Genomic DNA, 15,261 nt, shown 5'->3' with positions numbered 1-15,261 from the left:
CTCAGATCCCCACAGTGAAGCCGTTGGACCAGACCTGCATCTCCTGGATGAGCACGTCCCAGGCGCCCGTCAGCAGGAGTATCCCGGTCACGATCATCATGCCGCCGCCGGTCCGCATGACCCATGCGTAGTGGCGCTTGACCCAGCCGAACGCGCCGAGTGCCTTGCGGAAGGCGATCGCCGCCAGGACGAAGGGGACGCCGAGCCCGAGGCAGTACGCCACGGACAGGATCGCCCCGCGGCCCGCGGTCGCCTGGTCGAACGCGAGTGCGTTGACGGAGGCGAGCGTCGGGCCGAGGCACGGGGTCCAGCCGATGCCGAAGAGGGCACCGAGCAGCGGTGCGCCCGCCAGTCCGGTCACGGGCCTCCTGTGGATGCGGAACTCGCGCTGCGTCATCCAGGGCATGAGGCCCATGAAGAAGATCCCCAGGAGGATCATCAGTACGCCGAGGACCTTGGAGAGCGTCCCGCTGTACTCCTGGAGGGTCTGGCCGAAGAAGCCGAAGAGCGCGCCGCCCGACACGAAGACGACGGTGAAGCCGAGGACGAAGAGCGAGGCCCCGGCGACGGTCCTGCCCCGGCGCCGCTCGGCCAGATCGGCGCCGCTGACCCCGGTGACGTAGCTGAGGTAGCCGGGCACCAGCGGCAGGACGCACGGCGAGAAGAACGAGACGAGACCACCGAGGAGGGCGATGGGCAGCGCCACCATGAGGGCGCCGCTGAAGACCGTCTCGTTTCCGCCGGCGACCACGGCAAGCTCGGACACCCGGGTCACTTCTCCGCGATCAGCGGGTCGATCATCTTCCGCAGCTTCTGCGCGTCGAGGGCGGCGAGTGTGCGGGCGGCGAGCTTCCCGTCCCGGTCGACGACCACGGTCGACGGAATGGCCTGGGGGTTCAGCGTGCCCTTCGGGAAGCGCAGGAGCAGCTTCCCGGTCGGGTCGTAGATGCTCGGGTAGGTGACACCGAAGTCCTCCTCGAAGCTGACCGCGAGGGACTTCTGGGGGTCCCGGGTGTTGATCCCGACGAACTGGACGCCCTGGTCCTCGGTCTCCTGCGACACCTTCTGGAAGTGCTTGGCCTCGGCGCGGCAGGGGCCGCACCACGATCCCCAGAAGTTCAGGACGACGACCTTGCCCTTGTAGTCGGTGATGTCGAGCGCCTTGCCGTCCAGGGTCGTGCCGTCGAGCTCCGGCGCGTCCGTACGCTCACCCTTGGCCACGGTGGAGACGCCGCCGCTGCCGGTGACGAAGTTCGTGTTGCCGCCACCGCCGGCCTTGGTGCCGCCGCCGCATGCGGACAGGACCAGGGCACCGGCCACGGCCGTGGCGGCGAGCAGGGTGAAGCGGCGTCGGGGTGCGCGGCCATAGCTCATGTGAAAAGTTTCGCATGACAGTTCCAGGGATCTTGGGCACCCCCCTCGATGCCCGTGAAGCCCCTTGTCAGGCCTGCTTGAAGAAGGTGTTCCAGCCACCTCCGGGGGCCTGCCCGGCCTGGAGCGTACGCAGCTTCGCGAGCACTGCCGGATCCTGTACGTCGAGCCAGTCGACGAACTGCCGGAAGGAGACGAGGCGCACGTCGGGCTTGCCCGCCATGTGTGTGAGCGCGTTCTCCACGGCGTCCATGTAGATGCCGCCGTTCCACTCCTCGAAGTGGTTGCCGATGTAGAAGGGCGCGCGGTTCGTCTCGTAGGCGCGGTCGAATCCGGTGACATACGCCTCGGTGGCCTGGGTGCGCCATCCCGGATAGCGCGAGGGCATGCCGTTGGTCGAATTCTTCGACTGGTTGGCGAGAATGTTGTAATCCATGGAGAGGACTTCGAAGGTGTGGCCGGGAAACGGAATCGCCTGCAGCGGGAGATCCCAGACGCCCTGGCGTTTCTCGGGCCACATCTGGGTGCCGCCGGGTGAGCTCGCGTCGTAACGCCAGCCCAGCTGCTTCGCGGTCGGGAGGAGATTGTCCTGGCCGAGCAGGCAGGGTGTGCGGCCGCCGACCAGTTCCTTGCGGTAGTCGAAGGGCAACGGGTCGAGATCCGTCCAGCCGGTGTTCGTCCGCCATTCGGTGACGAACGAGACCGCCTGATCGATCTCGCTCCGCCATTGCGCGGGCGACCAGTTTCCGACGGATCCTGGACCGCCGCAGAAATGCCCGTTGAAATGGGTGCCGATCTCGTGCCCGTCGAGCCAGGCCTGGCGGACGTACTTCAGGGTCTGTTTGACGTGGTCATCGGTGAGGTAGCCGATGTCGGAGGCGCCCCGGGGGTTGTTGGGCGGGCGGTAGAGGGACTTCTTCGACTCGGGCAGCACGTAGAGCCCGGAGAGGAAGAAGGTCATCGCCGCGTCGTGTTCCTCGGCGAGTTCGAGAAAACGCGGGAAGAGACCGTTGCCGACCTCGCCCGCCCCGTCCCAGGAGAAGATCACGAACTGCGGCGGCTTCTGGCCGGGCTCGAGCGGAACGGGCGCGGCGGGCTGGTTCGGCTGCTTTCCGGTGTCCGCCGTGGAGCCGTCACCGATGAGCCTGACCTTTTCTCCGGGACGACCGCCGTTGCCGTGCGGCCCTTCGCCGCCCCGGGACCCCTTCTCGGGATCCGGCCTGCCGCCGTCCGGAGAGCCGGGGGAGCCGCAGCCGGTCATCGACAGTGCGGCTGCGGCTCCCAGCCCGGCCCCGAGCAGACCCCTCCGGTTGATTTCACGCATAGCGTCCCCATCTACGGTCGTATTACCTCAATGCCATACAAACTGGCGATGGCTTAGATGAGGGAAGCAACACGAGGGTTCCGCTGATAATCACAAAAGTTGTCACGTGAACAGACCCTTACAGGTGCCGCACATGACACACAGAACGGCGGAGCGCGCGGAGCGCTGTGCGCGAGATGCGGCGGCCAGGGCCTCCCGTCCGGCTCGTGCCGAACGGAAGACCCCTAGGGCTGTCCCGCAGTTTCCGGCGGGACAGCCCTAGGCCCCGAAGGCCTTCGACTTCCCCTTGACCGGCTTCGCGCCCGCGAGCAGGTGCGCCGGCACCAGGTCCCGGGCGGGCTCGGTGTACCCGACGGACACGATCGTGTCGCCCTGGTACGTGAAGGTCGTCAGCGAGGCCAGGGTGCACTGCCGCTTGCGCGGGTCGTGCCACAGCCTGCGCCGCTCCACGAAGCTACGCACGATCCAGATCGGCAGCTGATGGCTGACGCAGACCGCCTCGTGACCGCGCGCGGCGTCGCGCGCGGCGTCCAGGGCGCCCATCATCCGTACGACCTGCTCGATGTACGGCTCGCCCCAGGACGGCTTGAAGGGGTTGGTGAGGTGCTTCCAGTTCTCCGGCCTGCGCAGCGCGCCGTCACCGACCCCGAAGGTCTTGCCCTCGAAGACATTGGCGGCCTCGATGAGGCGCCCGTCGGTGGCCAGGTCCACACCGTGCGACGCGGCGATCGGCGCGGCCGTCTCCTGGGCGCGTTCCAGGGGGGAGGCCACCACATGCGTGACGTCGCGCTTCTCCAGGTGCTCGGCGACCCGGTCGGCCATCCGGCGGCCGAGCTCGGACAGGCTGTAGCCGGAACGGCGCCCGTAGAGCACGCCGTCCGGATTGTGCACCTCGCCGTGGCGCATCAGATGGACGACGGTGATGTCCTTCGCCCTGTCGTCGCCGGTCCCGCTCATGCGACGGCCCCCGCCGCGGCGCGGGCCGCGGCGGGCAGCGCCGCGGCGATCCGCTCCAGAGCCCGCGCGTCATGGGCGGTGGAGACGAACCAGGACTCGAAGGCGGACGGCGGCAGGTACACGCCCTGCTCCAGCATCGAGTGGAAGAAGGCGGTGAAGCGGAAAGCTTCCTGCTTCTTGGCGTCCTCGTAGTCACGGACGGGCGCCTCGGTGAAGAAGACGGAGAACATGTTGCTCGCCGCCGACACCGTGTGCGCGACGCCCGCCTCGGTGAACGCCTTCCCGACCAGGGAGCGCAGCTCCGCGGAGACCGCGTCGACCTTCGCGTACGCCGCGTCGTCGAGCAGTCGCAGCTGGGCGAGGCCGGCCGCGGTGGCGACCGGGTTCCCGGAGAGAGTGCCCGCCTGGTAGACGGGGCCGGCGGGGGCCAGGTGAGCCATCACGTCGGCGCGCCCGCCGAAGGCCGCGGCCGGGAAGCCGCCGCCCATGACCTTGCCGAAGGTCATCAGGTCGGGCCGCACCCCGTCGATGCCGTACCAGCCGGCCTTCGACGTACGGAATCCGGTCATCACCTCGTCGGAGATGTACAGCGCGCCGTTGGCGGCGCAGATCTCCTTCAGCCCGGCGTTGAAACCGTCCAGCGGCGGTACGACACCCATGTTGCCCGGCGACGCCTCGGTGATCACGCAGGCGATCTCACCCGGCTGCGCGGCGAACGCGGCGCGCACGGCCTCCAGGTCGTTGTACGGCAGCACGATCGTGTCCCCGGCCTGGGCGCCGGTCACGCCGGGCGTGTCGGGCAGGCCGAAGGTCGCGACCCCGGAGCCGGCCGCCGCCAGCAGCGCGTCGACGTGCCCGTGGTAGCACCCGGCGAACTTCACCACCTTGGCGCGGCCGGTGAATCCACGGGCGAGCCGGATCGCGGACATCGTCGCCTCGGTGCCGGACGACACCAGCCGCACCTGCTCGACGGGGTCGATCCGGGCCACGATCTCCTCGGCGAGCGCGACCTCACCCTCTCCGGGCGTACCGAACGAGGTGCCGCGGGCCACCGCCTCCTGGACGGCCGCGGTGACGTCGGGGTGCGCGTGGCCGAGGATCATCGGCCCCCACGAACACACGAGGTCGACGTACTCACGGCCGTCGGCGTCGGTGAGGTACGGGCCCGCACCGGACACCATGAACCTGGGCGTACCGCCCACGGCCCGGAAGGCACGTACGGGAGAGTTCACGCCACCGGGCGTCACGAGGGACGCACGGTCGAAAAGCGTCTGCGAAACTGGGGCTTCGTATGAATACGCCACTTTGGTCCTGATCTGCGGTTCGGGGATCGGGGGGCCGGCCGGAACACTCCGGCCGCCGGTGAGCGGGGAGCGCGCTCTTCCCGTATGAGGCTCGTACAACGAAAGGGCGTCAGTCTCCTCGCGTCTGCGAAACTTGGGCGTCATAGGGAAAGCTCACACATGCCATGGTGTCAGAGGCGTCGACGGTATTGCGGACAGGTGTTTCACCGCACGCCCGTGGGGGAGGTCACTGACGATGATCGGGTTGCGCGGCGGGGCTGTGTCTCCTAAGAAGTAGTCGGGTGGATGAGATATGCATCGCGGTGGCGGAGTGGGCGAAGGGACCGACGACCTGGGGCCCGAGCCTGCCCGGCGAGGGCGGCACCGGCGCAAGGCCGAGCGGGTACGGGACGTTCAGGCGGGTGGTGCCGATGGTTCCGGGAGCAGGAGCAGTGGACGGGTGGGGGTGACCTACAAATACTTCGGTGCCCCTGACGGGGCCACCGCCGCACGCGTGCCCATTTCCATGCGTCCCGAGGAACTGGGCGGAGACGAGCTCGGCATGGGCGGCATGTTCAGCAAGATCAAGCCCGAGACCGTGGCGGCCATGGTCCTCACCGGCATACAGGGCATACCCCTGCACCAGGTCCCTCCGCTGGAGCTGGTCGTGCTCCACCCCGACTACGCGGTGGTCAAGCTGCCGATGACGGTGGTCGACCCGCTGCGGGGCGTCGGCGAGGAGACCGTGGGCGCGGCGGCCTTCATCTGGTCCACGGTCCCGGACCGCGGCGGACCGCGCGACGCGTTCAACGTCTACCAACTGCTCCACGAGTGGCAGGACTTCTCGCACCGGCTGCACGACGCCGGGCACCAGCCCTACTGCCTGGTCTGGCCCTGACGCACAGCCGCTTCCGGCGCCGCCCCGCCGGTGTAGGAACATGTGACACATGACGGCGGATGAACTTCATGTGGTGGTGGAGCCCACGGACGACGGTGTCGTCGTGATCCGTGTCCGGGGGACCCTGGACGGGTGGTCGGGCCGTTCCGAACTGGTCGAGGCGCTGGAGGACGCGGCCGGGAGCGGCGGACGGCTGACCGTGGCCGACCTGTCCGGACTGCTGTTCGCGGACTCGACGGGGCTGCACGCCCTGCTGAACGCACAGCAGAGCCATGCCGAGACGGGGGTGCCTCTGGTGCTCGCGGGTCCGCTGGCGACGGGAGTGCGCAGGCTCTTCGAGGTCTCGGGCACCAGTGGTGCCTTCACGTTCGCCGAGACGGTGGACGCGGCGCTGGCATGCTGACCGGCCCCGTGCCGCGCCGCCCCCCGTGCGTCTGCTCCCCGGCAGGGAGTGTGACCGGAGTCCGTCCGGGCAGGTGCAGAAGGTAATGAACGGGGAACGAGAAGCGCCCGGGGACGGCAGAGGCCCGACGGAGGCCGTCGGCTCACCCGCTCCGGAGGAGCCGGTGAGCACGGACGGCATGCCCGCCGTGCCGCAGAACGCGGCTGCCGCGCGCGCCGTCGTCACCCGGCTCCTGGAAGAGCGGTTCTGCGGGCTGGGCGGGGAGGGACCGGCCGATGTCGTGGTGGCCGACGCGTTGCTGGTGACCTCGGAACTGGTGACCAACGCCGTCAGGCACGGCGGCGGCCTCACCGGGTTCTCGGCGGAGATCGTCGACGAGGGCCTCCTCCTCACCGTCGCCGACGCCAGTACGCGGGCGCCGGTCACGACGGAGCGCGGTCCGGGCTCCACCCCTGCCGGCGGTTACGGCTGGCCCCTGGTGCGCCGCCTGACCGAACGGGTGTCCGTCACGTACCTCCCCGACGGCAAGCAGATCGTCGCGCTGGTCGCTCTCGTCTAGCGCTCGGACCGGGCCGGATCAGGGAGCGGGATCCGGCGCCGCGAGGCGGAGGAGGGAGCCGGCCGGGGTCTTCCCCGCTCCGGCCGGCGCAGCCGGGAACCCGGGGAGGGAGCCATGGCGGGTGACGACGGCACCGCGAGGTGCGGCACCGGCCCCGCGCGCGGCATGACCCGGCCGAGAGTCCCTGGACGGCGCGACGGTGCCGCGGACCGTCCCGGAGCAGGGGCCGTCCGTACCCTCCGGCGTGGGCGGTTGGCATAATTTCCGCATGGTCCGCGAGCCCTTCGACAACTCCGTGCCGGTCCCCTCGCCCGTGGTGGCGGCCGAAGGAGAGATCAACGGTTACTGGGTCGTCCGGGCTCAGGGTGAGCTCGACTCCGAGACCGTCGACCCGCTGTTCATCGCCATGTGGCAGGCAGTGGCCGGGCATGAGGTCGTCGTACTGGACGCGTCCGCGGTCACCTTCGCGGACTCGTCGTTCCTCAGCCTCCTCATCGAGGTGCACCAGCGGACGGAGTTGCGCATCGCCGCACCGGGCACGGCCCTGACGCGGCTCCTGCGGATCGCGGGGGTCGACGGGGTGCTCCGGACCTATCCCACGCTCGACGCGGCCATCGCCCCGCCGCCGCCCACTCCCTGACCCGGCCGGCTGACGCGCCCGTCGCGTCAGCCGGAAGGCACGGGCGGCGGAGCGGGGTCGTACCGGGCGCCTGCGGGCGGCCGGCCGCTCTCCTCCGGCTCGGCCCCGTCGAGGACGAAGAGCTGCAGGGTCCCGGTGATGTCCAGGATCCTGCGGAGGAAGGCCGGCGGATGCTCCAGGTGCAGCACCACGCCCCGGGACGTCGTGCCGCGGTGGATCAGCAGAAGTCCGGAAACACCCATCGAGTCGCACAGCCGCAGTCCGGAACAGTCCAGGAAGAGATCACGGAGGCCGGGGTCCGCGGCGAGGCATGCCTGGGCCCGCTCCACGAGCTGTTCGTTGGTGTCGTAGTCCAGATCACCGGTGAGACGCAGGCGTACGGCACCAGGGCCGGCTTCAACTGCCAGGGTGAGGGGCGGACGGGGACGTTCGGTCATCCGAGGCTCCGGGGTCGTGGCCGGCAGGGGGCGGGAGGGCGTCCAGGACGGTACGTGCCCGGTCGAGCAGTCGGGAGGCCCGTGGGAAGTCCTTGAGTTCGGTCGACAGGACGTCGAGGACCGGCCCCAAGGACGCGGCCGGGACCTGCCGGGCTTCGAGGATTCCCGCGGTCCACCCCAGGAAGCCGGTGAAGAGCTCGTCGTCGTCCGTGTAGAGGGCGACGCCCAGGTGCTCGACGATGTGGGCGATGTCCTGTGCCGTGTGCTCGCGCTGCTGCTCCGTGTAGGCCGCTGCCGCGGGGAAGCGGCTCTCCAACTGGCTCAGCACCTCCCGTACGAGCTGCGGCCTGCTGCGGACGACGAGCGTGTACTCCTGGTCGGCGAGGTGCGGAAGGTCGTCTATCTGCTGTCTGCCGACGGCAGGCAGCGGTACCGGGATGCCGTCCGCGACACGGCGCGCCGCGGATCGCGCATCGGGCTCCCAGGCGTCGGCGCCCAGCCTGCGCGCGTACCGGCCGTCGGGCCCGAATGCCGCCCCGCCGGCCAGTACGGGTACTCCCGCCGCCTGGACAGCGGTGATCGCCGCGTGCGCGGCGGGCAGCCGGGTGGGGACGGAGGAGGACAGCGCGACCACGTCCGCACCGTTGGTGTGCAGGTGCTCGATGAGATGCGGCGTGGGCACCTGGGCCCCGAGGAAGTCGACCTGCCAGCCGCGCAGTGCGAGGACCTCGGCCAGCAGACGGGCCGGCAGCACGTGCCATTCCTGGTCCACGCAGGCCACGGTGACCCGGCCGAGCCGCGGCGTGGTGCGCCCGGCCGGGTGGTGGGCGAGCGCGGCGATGACCCGTTCGGCGATGGCGCTCGCCGCGTGCTCCTGCGCCACACTGAGGCGGTTGGCCGCCCACTCGGTGCCGACCCGTTCCTGCACGGGGGCGATGACGTCCAGCAGCGCGGTCTCCACGTCGATTCCGTCGTCCAGGGCGGCGAAGACCACTGCGGCGGCGGCGTGTTCGTCCCGGTCGGTCACCGCGTCCCACAGCCGGTCCTGGAGGACGCGTATCCGGGGCGCGGCAGAGGTGTGTGTGCTCACGCCGTGTACCTGCCCCGGGTGTGGCCGTCCACCGCGCTCAGGTGGGTGGTCGGCGGGGCGGTGATCGTGAGAAGCGCCATGTCGTCGTGCCGGCCGTCGTGCAGCCATTGGGACACGAGCATCTGGACCCGCTCGACCACCGCCGTGCCCGGCATGCCCGCGCACTCCTCCAGGGCGCGCTTCAGCCGCTCCTCACCGAAGAGTTCGTCGCCGAGGGGGCCGCCACGGGCCTCGGTGACCCCGTCGGTGTAGAGCAGACACGTCTCGCCCGGACGGAGGTCGGTCTCCACGGTGCGGGCCTCGACGCGGGGCAGCGCCCCGACCAGGGTCCCCCGGGTGTCGATCTCCTCGACACCGCCGTCGTGGCGGATCACCAGGGGGGCGGGGTGCCCCGCCGACGTGAGGCGCAGACGCACCCGGTTCTCCTCGCGCCGGACCGAGGCCAGCACCAGGGTCGCGAACCGGGTGTGGTGCGAGTTGAGGAGGGCGCCGTTGAGCAGCCGCAGCATCCGTTCGTGGTCGTCCGCCATCGGCGTCAGTGCCTGGAGCGTGTTGCGGATCTTGCCGGTGAGGACCGCCGCGTCCAGGCCCTTTCCGCACACATCGCCGAGGACCGCCAGCGACGCCTCCTCAGGCGCACTGCCGGGGTGCACGTCGTAGAAGTCGCCGCCCACCCGGTCCCGCGCGGTGGCGGGCTGGTAGCCGCCGGAGAACTCGACTCCGTTCACCCGGTCCAGCCGGGGCGGCAGCAGGTCCCGCATCAGGGTCCGGGTTATGTCGCTCTGCTCGGCGTACAGCCGCGCGGCGGACAGTGCGGCGCCGGCCCGCGCGGCGAACAGCCGGGCGAACTCCTCCTCGCGCTCGTCGAACTCGGCGGAACCGGTGCGGCGCAGCAGGACCAGGACACCTGCCGGGACCCCGAGGCCGGGCAGAGGGATGACAGCGGCCGCCCCGACCGTGCCGGAGAAGTCTTCCGGCAGGAGCCAGCCGGGCAGTGCCCCGGGGTCGATCCACCGGGACGGTACGGGCGGGAAGCCCTGGAGCGCCTCGCTCAGGCCGGGGACCTGGGCGGGGTCCGCCGCCACCGTTCCGCGGGCCGCCGCCCGGCCTCCGACCGCACAGGCCATGGGCATCTGCCGTCCCGCGGCAGGCAGGATGACGACGGCGGCCTCGGCGAGGTGCTGGGAGGCGAGCTGGGTGGTGATCTGCATGCAGCGGTCGGTGTTCAGCGATGCCAGCATGACGCTCGACGCCTCGGCCAGGAGGGCGGTGCGCTCACGCTCCGCGGCCAGTTCCTCTTCGACGAGCCGCCTGTCGGTGTCGTCGACCAGCCACCAGGCCACGCAGCCGTCAGGGTGCGGTGCCGGACGCGCCGCGAAGGTCCGCGTACCGATCCGGCCCCGGAAGACGGGGCGGGGCGCGAAGGCCGGCTCGTCACCGGTGGGGTGTCCGGCGGGGTCCGCCGTCTCCTGGTGGGCGCGTGCCAGCCAGGACGGCGCCGTCTCCGACAGCACGCTGCCACGGGCCGCGCCTTCGAGGAGCGAGGCGGCGGCCGGGTTGAGGTCGGCGACCGTGCCCGCCCTGTCGACGAGGATCACGGGGTACGGGGCCGAGGCCCACAGTTCGGTCGTTGCGAGCTGAGATCTCGATGCGATCTGTTCCTTCTGACGGGCCATGAGGGGGGACCCGCCTGGGGCGAGTCGCACCACCTTCCAACTGGACGAAAATTACTTTCCCTCCGACAACCATTGCCCAGCCGGGGAGTGGATGGCAACCCACTCCCTCCGTCAAGGGGTGCTCCCCGGGCGCTACGTACACCACTCCACCAGGGGTCCTTCATGGAAAGCGCACATTCCGCGCGGACGGCTTCCACGTCGGGCAAGAGCTCGTCGGAGCCGCTTCACGGCCCTCTCGGCACCCGGGCCACCCCGGCGGCAGGGGTGTCCTTCGGCCGTTCTCCGGCCGAAGAGTGATGTCCAGTCGCACCGCCCGATCCGCCGAGGCGAGGAGCGCCACTCCTGAGGAGGGCCCCGCAGGGGCGGTCTGCCACGGGCCCCGTCCGTCCCGGCGGTGCCGGCCGCAAGCGGGGGCACGCCGTCTGCGACTGCCGTCGGCGACGCCGGGACCCGCCGCTGTCCCACACCCGCCGGGCGGCCCGTCTCGCGACACGCGGCGTACCGGTCCTGGCCGAGGCCGTCGCCGGCAACGCGTACTCCGCCCTCGGCGGCCTCTGCACCGACCCGGACGCCCCGCACCGCGGAGGACCCGGAGGACCCGGAGAACGCCGCCGCCGTCAGCCGCAGGGCGGGAACCAGCCCGGATCGCGGCCCGTCACGGTCAGGACCCGTTCGAAGGCCGTGGCGCCGGGCGGCACGGGGAACGGCTGGCCGAACACCTTCACCCTCCGGGCCTGCGGAGCCATCGCGGCCAGGGCCGGTTCCAGTTCCGGCACCACGGCGGGGCCGGGCACGAAGTCCTGGCCCGTCGCCCGGGCCAGGTCCCAGGCGTGCACGGTCAGATCTCCCAGCACCATCAGTCCCACCGCCCTGGCCGGCATCTGCACGCCTCCGGGCTTCCCCTCCTCCGCGCGTGGGAGCGGGGCCGAAGCGGGTCGTCCTCCGCCACCGCGTCCACGAGGCGCCGCAGCGTGCCGGGGCCGGCCCCGAACCCGACCGGGCGGAACTCACCGCCGGTTTCGGCCACAGCGACCAGGCACACCTCGTCAGGGACTTCACAGCGGCGGCCGGCGCCCCCGTCCGCCTTCGCCCAGCGCTGACGCCTCCGGCCATCGGAAACCTCTCGCTGCCGCGCCGCGCACAATGACATCCTGACCAGGTGAACGGACCCGAGATCACCCTCGAAGTGGCCCCTGAACTGCACCTGTTCGTCGCCCATGAGCGCCGCCGCGGACGCACGGCCGTCACCACGGACGGCTCGTCGACCCTGGGGCACGTCGTGGAGTCGCTCGGCGTCCCGCTCACCGAGGCCGGACAGCTCCTCGTCGACGGCCGCCCCGTACCCGTCTCCCACGTCCCCGGCGCGGGCGAACAGGTCGAGGTGCGGGCCGTGCGGCGCCCTCAGCAGGTCCCGGGTGCCCCACTGCGCTTCCTGCTCGACGTACACCTGGGCACGCTCGCCCGGCGGTTGCGGCTCCTGGGTGTGGACGCCGCATACGAGAGCGAGGACATCGGCGACCCCGCGCTCGCCGCACTCTCGGCGGAGCAACGACGCGTCATGCTCTCCCGCGACCGGGGGCTGCTCCGGCGCAGGGAGCTGTGGGCGGGGGCGTACGTCTACAGCGACCGGCCCGAGGAACAGCTCCGCGACGTCCTGGGCCGCTTCTCGCCCGCACTCGCGCCGTGGACCCGCTGCACCGCCTGCAACGGAGAGCTCGCGGAGGCGGACAAGGACTCCGTGAGCGCCCGCCTGGAGCAGGGCACACAGGCGTCGTACGACGTGTTCGCGCAGTGCACCGCCTGCGGCCGGGTGTACTGGCGGGGCGCCCACCACGCCCACCTGGAAACCATCGTGGCGGACGCCGTGCGCGAGTTCGGCGGGGCGGGGAGGCAGGCCCCGACGGCCTGAAAGGGCCCAGGAGACACCGCCTCCAGGGGCCGCTCTCCCCTCCGGGTCGTCAGGGCCCTGGGGCTGCCAGGCCTCGAAACCGCTCGGCCGTCAGGGCTGCACGGCCGTCAGATAGCGCTGCACCGTGGGCGCGAGCCAGCTGATGATCTCCTCCCGGGACATCGCGACGGCGGGCTCGATACGCAGGACGTACCGCGCGAGCGCCATGCCCAGGATCTGCGACGCGACGAGCGCCGCACGACGGGGGGCGTCGGCGGGGTCGGGGCAGACACCGGCGGTCACCGGTCCCAGCTGCTCGGCGAAGACGGCCCGCATCCGCTCGGCCCCCGCGTCATTGGTGACGCCGACCTTGAGCAGGGCCGTGAGCACGTCGTCCTGCTCCCAGCGGTCCAGGAAGTGGCCGACGAGAACGGCGCCGACGTGCTTGCCCGGAAGCGCGCCCAGGGCGGGCAACCGCAGTTCGATCGCGGAGGCGGCGGCGAACAGTCCCTCCTTGGAACCGAAATAGCGCATCACCATGGAGGGGTCGATGCCCGCGTCGCGGGCGATGGCCCTGATGGTGGCGCGCTCGTACCCGTCGGCGGCGAACCGTTCGCGGGCGGCTTCGAGGATCGCCGCCTTGGTGACATCCGAACGTCGCGGGGCGGAGGAGGCGTGCGCTGTCATGCCAACAAATGTAGGCCAACGGTCGTTGACAATCCACACACCCCCGCCCTACCGTTGCCAACAACCGTTGACCAGCAGGTGTTGGCCAACAAGCGTTGGCAATTGCTGTCCGGAGGCCACCATGACCGGCACATCCCGCATCGAATCCAGCGATCCCTGCGACTCCGCCACCGACGTCGTGGTCGTCGGCGCAGGCCCCACCGGCATGCTCCTGGCGGGCGACCTCGCCGCCCGGGGTCTTTCGGTCACCCTCGTCGAGCGCCGCCCGCGCGGGACGAGCAATGTGACCCGGGCCTTCGCCGTGCACGCCCGGACCCTGGAGCTGCTGGACGCACGGGGGCTCGCCGACACACTGGTCGCGACCGGCACCCCCCTCACCCGGATGCGGCTCTTCGGCCGGCTCTCACTCGACCTCACCCGGCTGCGGTCCCGCTTCCCCTTCCTCCTCATCACCCCGCAGTACGAGGTCGAACACCTGCTGAGGGACCGCGCCCTCGATGCGGGCGTGGATTTCCGGTACGAGACGGAGCTGACCGGCCTGAGCCGGTCCGCCGCCGGCGACACGGTCACCGCCGAGATACGCGGGTCCGACGGCGCCCGCTCCACCGTCGGGGCCCGCTACCTCGTGGGAACGGACGGGGTGCGGAGTTCCGTCCGCCAGGCCCTCGGCCTCCCCTTCCCCGGTGAGGCCGTGATCAAGTCCGTCGTCCTGGCCGATGTCCGGCTCACCGAGACACCCTCAGAGCTGCTCACGGTCAGCGGCGCGGGAGACGCCTTCGCCTTCGTCGCCCCTTTCGGCGACGGCTGGTACCGCGTCATGGGCTGGAGCCGCACCCGCCAGGCCGACGACAGCGACCCCGTGGAGCTCGACGAGCTGCGCGAGATCGCCCGTACCGCACTCGGCACCGACTACGGGATGCACGATGCCCGCTGGGTCTCACGCTTCCACAGCGACGAGCGCCAGGTACCCGCCTACCGCACCGGCCGGGTCTTCCTCGCCGGCGACGCCGCCCACGTCCACTCCCCGGCGGGCGGTCAGGGCATGAACACCGGGCTCCAGGACGCGGCGAACCTCTCCTGGAAGCTCGCGGCCGTCCTGCGGGGGCATTCCGCCGACCCCGAAGCACTGCTCGACAGCTACCACTCCGAGAGGCATCCGGTCGGCGCCCAGGTCCTGCGTGCCAGCGGGGCGATCATCCGCCTGGCCATGGCCAGGACCCCGTCGCAGCGACTCGCGCGGGCAGCCCTCGCCCATGTGCTGTCCTTGGTGCGGCCGGCCTCGGACAGGGTCATCGGAAGGATCTCCGGAGTCGGGGTCTCCTACACCGCCCCCAAGGGCAGCCACCGCCTCACGGGCACCCGCGCCCCCGACCTGCGGCTCGCCGAAGGCCGCCTGCTGGAGCTCCTGCGCGACGGCTCCTTCGTCCTGGTCACGCCCCGGGACACCCCCTCTCCCGCCGGGCCGGCCCCGCTCGTCCACGCCCACTGGACGGGTGACCGCAAAACCACCCTGCTCATCCGCCCCGACGGATACATCGCCTGGGCGGGCGGACGCCCAGGCCCCGACGCCCTGCGCCGGGCCCTCGGCCGGTGACTCCCGCAAGGACCCGGTCAGGACCCGGCCCCGGAGGGCCTGAGCACCCGCCCCGCACACCCGCTCCCCGCGTCCCATGACACGCTGGCCGCATGCTCGTCGCCCGTTCCGTCGCCCTCTTCACCGTCGCCGCGCTCTTCGAGATCGGGGGTGCCTGGCTCGTCTGGCAGGGCGTGCGCGAGCACCGCGGCTGGATCTGGATCGGCGCGGGCGTCATCGCCCTCGGCGCCTACGGATTCGTGGCCACGCTCCAGCCCGACGGTGACTTCGGCCGCATCCTCGCGGCGTACGGCGGGGTGTTCGTCGCGGGCTCGATCGCTTGGGGCATGGTCGCCGACGGCTACCGTCCGGACCGCTGGGACGTGACCGGCGCACTGATCTGCCTGGCCGGCATGGCGTTGATCATGTACGCCCCCCGCAACCACTGAGACCCGCTCCCAAGGGGCCCGCCTAT

17 protein-coding genes and 1 pseudogene are annotated in these 15,261 nt (G+C 71.4%); 8 read left to right on the top strand and 10 right to left on the bottom strand.

Annotated features, from left to right (window positions below):
- Window position 1 precedes the first annotated feature (1 nt).
- From ACF1FZ_RS12405 to hemL, 5 genes are all read right to left on the bottom strand, one after another.
- Window positions 2–709 (bottom strand): cytochrome c biogenesis CcdA family protein, encoded by a 708-nt coding sequence (locus ACF1FZ_RS12405; protein WP_391773543.1) that lies wholly within the window; start codon window positions 707–709, stop codon window positions 2–4.
- Window positions 710–771: 62 nt separating this feature from the next.
- Window positions 772–1,374, bottom strand: a complete 603-nt coding sequence (locus ACF1FZ_RS12400; RefSeq protein WP_391773320.1) for a TlpA family protein disulfide reductase — start codon at window positions 1,372–1,374, stop codon at window positions 772–774.
- 67 nt (window positions 1,375–1,441) lie between these two features.
- Window positions 1,442–2,695 (bottom strand): hypothetical protein, encoded by a 1,254-nt coding sequence (locus ACF1FZ_RS12395; protein ID WP_391773319.1) that lies wholly within the window; start codon window positions 2,693–2,695, stop codon window positions 1,442–1,444.
- 258 nt (window positions 2,696–2,953) lie between these two features.
- Entirely contained in the window at window positions 2,954–3,652 is a 699-nt protein-coding gene (locus tag ACF1FZ_RS12390) for a histidine phosphatase family protein (protein WP_391773318.1), read from the bottom strand.
- Window positions 3,649–4,956, bottom strand: coding sequence for a glutamate-1-semialdehyde 2,1-aminomutase (gene hemL / locus ACF1FZ_RS12385; protein WP_391773317.1), 1,308 nt, complete (start codon window positions 4,954–4,956; stop codon window positions 3,649–3,651). The genes ACF1FZ_RS12390 and hemL overlap by 4 nt, the downstream gene beginning before the upstream one ends.
- Before the next feature lie 292 nt (window positions 4,957–5,248).
- Here hemL and ACF1FZ_RS12380 point away from each other — a divergent pair, with 292 nt between their 5' ends.
- The 4 genes from ACF1FZ_RS12380 to ACF1FZ_RS12365 all read left to right on the top strand — a co-directional run bounded on the left by ACF1FZ_RS12380 (window position 5,249) and on the right by ACF1FZ_RS12365 (window position 7,435).
- Window positions 5,249–5,833: a hypothetical protein gene (locus ACF1FZ_RS12380; RefSeq protein ID WP_391773316.1), complete on the top strand. Its 585-nt coding sequence runs from the start codon at window positions 5,249–5,251 to the stop codon at window positions 5,831–5,833.
- A gap of 49 nt (window positions 5,834–5,882) precedes the next feature.
- Window positions 5,883–6,236, top strand: coding sequence for an STAS domain-containing protein (locus ACF1FZ_RS12375; protein ID WP_391773315.1), 354 nt, complete (start codon window positions 5,883–5,885; stop codon window positions 6,234–6,236).
- An 85-nt stretch (window positions 6,237–6,321) separates the two neighbouring features.
- A complete protein-coding gene (locus tag ACF1FZ_RS12370; RefSeq protein WP_391773314.1) occupies window positions 6,322–6,795 on the top strand; it encodes an ATP-binding protein in 474 nt (157 codons plus the stop codon).
- A 268-nt stretch (window positions 6,796–7,063) separates the two neighbouring features.
- Window positions 7,064–7,435 carry an STAS domain-containing protein gene (locus tag ACF1FZ_RS12365; RefSeq protein WP_391773313.1) on the top strand — a complete coding sequence of 124 codons (372 nt, stop codon included), beginning with the start codon at window positions 7,064–7,066 and terminating at the stop codon, window positions 7,433–7,435.
- Between the two features lie 26 nt (window positions 7,436–7,461).
- Here the strand turns inward: ACF1FZ_RS12365 and ACF1FZ_RS12360 are convergent, their stop codons facing one another.
- The 4 genes and pseudogenes from ACF1FZ_RS12360 to ACF1FZ_RS12345 form a co-directional block, all read right to left on the bottom strand.
- Complete coding sequence (locus ACF1FZ_RS12360; protein WP_391773312.1) at window positions 7,462–7,872, bottom strand: STAS domain-containing protein; 411 nt, start codon at window positions 7,870–7,872, stop codon at window positions 7,462–7,464.
- Entirely contained in the window at window positions 7,832–8,962 is a 1,131-nt protein-coding gene (locus tag ACF1FZ_RS12355) for a B12-binding domain-containing protein (protein WP_391773311.1), read from the bottom strand. The genes ACF1FZ_RS12360 and ACF1FZ_RS12355 overlap by 41 nt, the downstream gene beginning before the upstream one ends.
- Window positions 8,959–10,638, bottom strand: coding sequence for a SpoIIE family protein phosphatase (locus tag ACF1FZ_RS12350; protein ID WP_391773310.1), 1,680 nt, complete (start codon window positions 10,636–10,638; stop codon window positions 8,959–8,961). The genes ACF1FZ_RS12355 and ACF1FZ_RS12350 overlap by 4 nt, the downstream gene beginning before the upstream one ends.
- 617 nt (window positions 10,639–11,255) lie before the next feature.
- Window positions 11,256–11,558 (bottom strand): annotated as a pseudogene (locus ACF1FZ_RS12345) (TIGR03086 family protein); the annotation flags it as partial.
- Between ACF1FZ_RS12345 and ACF1FZ_RS12340 the strand changes: the two are divergent.
- Together ACF1FZ_RS12340 and ACF1FZ_RS12335 are read left to right on the top strand one after the other, a co-directional pair.
- Window positions 11,552–11,785 (top strand): hypothetical protein, encoded by a 234-nt coding sequence (locus tag ACF1FZ_RS12340; protein ID WP_391773309.1) that lies wholly within the window; start codon window positions 11,552–11,554, stop codon window positions 11,783–11,785. The pseudogene ACF1FZ_RS12345 and the gene ACF1FZ_RS12340 sit on opposite strands and share 7 nt — an antisense overlap.
- 12 nt (window positions 11,786–11,797) lie before the next feature.
- Entirely contained in the window at window positions 11,798–12,547 is a 750-nt protein-coding gene (locus ACF1FZ_RS12335; protein ID WP_391773308.1) for a Mut7-C RNAse domain-containing protein, read from the top strand.
- Window positions 12,548–12,637: 90 nt separating this feature from the next.
- On the opposite strand, the gene ACF1FZ_RS12330 is transcribed toward ACF1FZ_RS12335, so the two are convergent.
- Entirely contained in the window at window positions 12,638–13,213 is a 576-nt protein-coding gene (locus ACF1FZ_RS12330) for a TetR family transcriptional regulator (protein WP_391773307.1), read from the bottom strand.
- 121 nt (window positions 13,214–13,334) lie between these two features.
- Here ACF1FZ_RS12330 and ACF1FZ_RS12325 point away from each other — a divergent pair, with 121 nt between their 5' ends.
- The gene (locus ACF1FZ_RS12325; protein WP_391773306.1) at window positions 13,335–14,807 is read left to right on the top strand and encodes an FAD-dependent oxidoreductase; all 1,473 of its coding nucleotides are present in this window, start codon (window positions 13,335–13,337) and stop codon (window positions 14,805–14,807) included.
- Window positions 14,808–14,899: 92 nt separating this feature from the next.
- Complete coding sequence (locus tag ACF1FZ_RS12320; RefSeq protein ID WP_391773305.1) at window positions 14,900–15,235, top strand: YnfA family protein; 336 nt, start codon at window positions 14,900–14,902, stop codon at window positions 15,233–15,235.
- Window positions 15,236–15,261: the final 26 nt, after the last annotated feature.

Source organism: Streptomyces sp. NPDC014623, from assembly GCF_043088245.1.
Lineage (GTDB): Bacteria > Actinomycetota > Actinomycetes > Streptomycetales > Streptomycetaceae > Streptomyces.
Note: the sequence above shows the minus strand (reverse complement) of the source record. Positions and strands in the feature narration are given on the sequence as shown.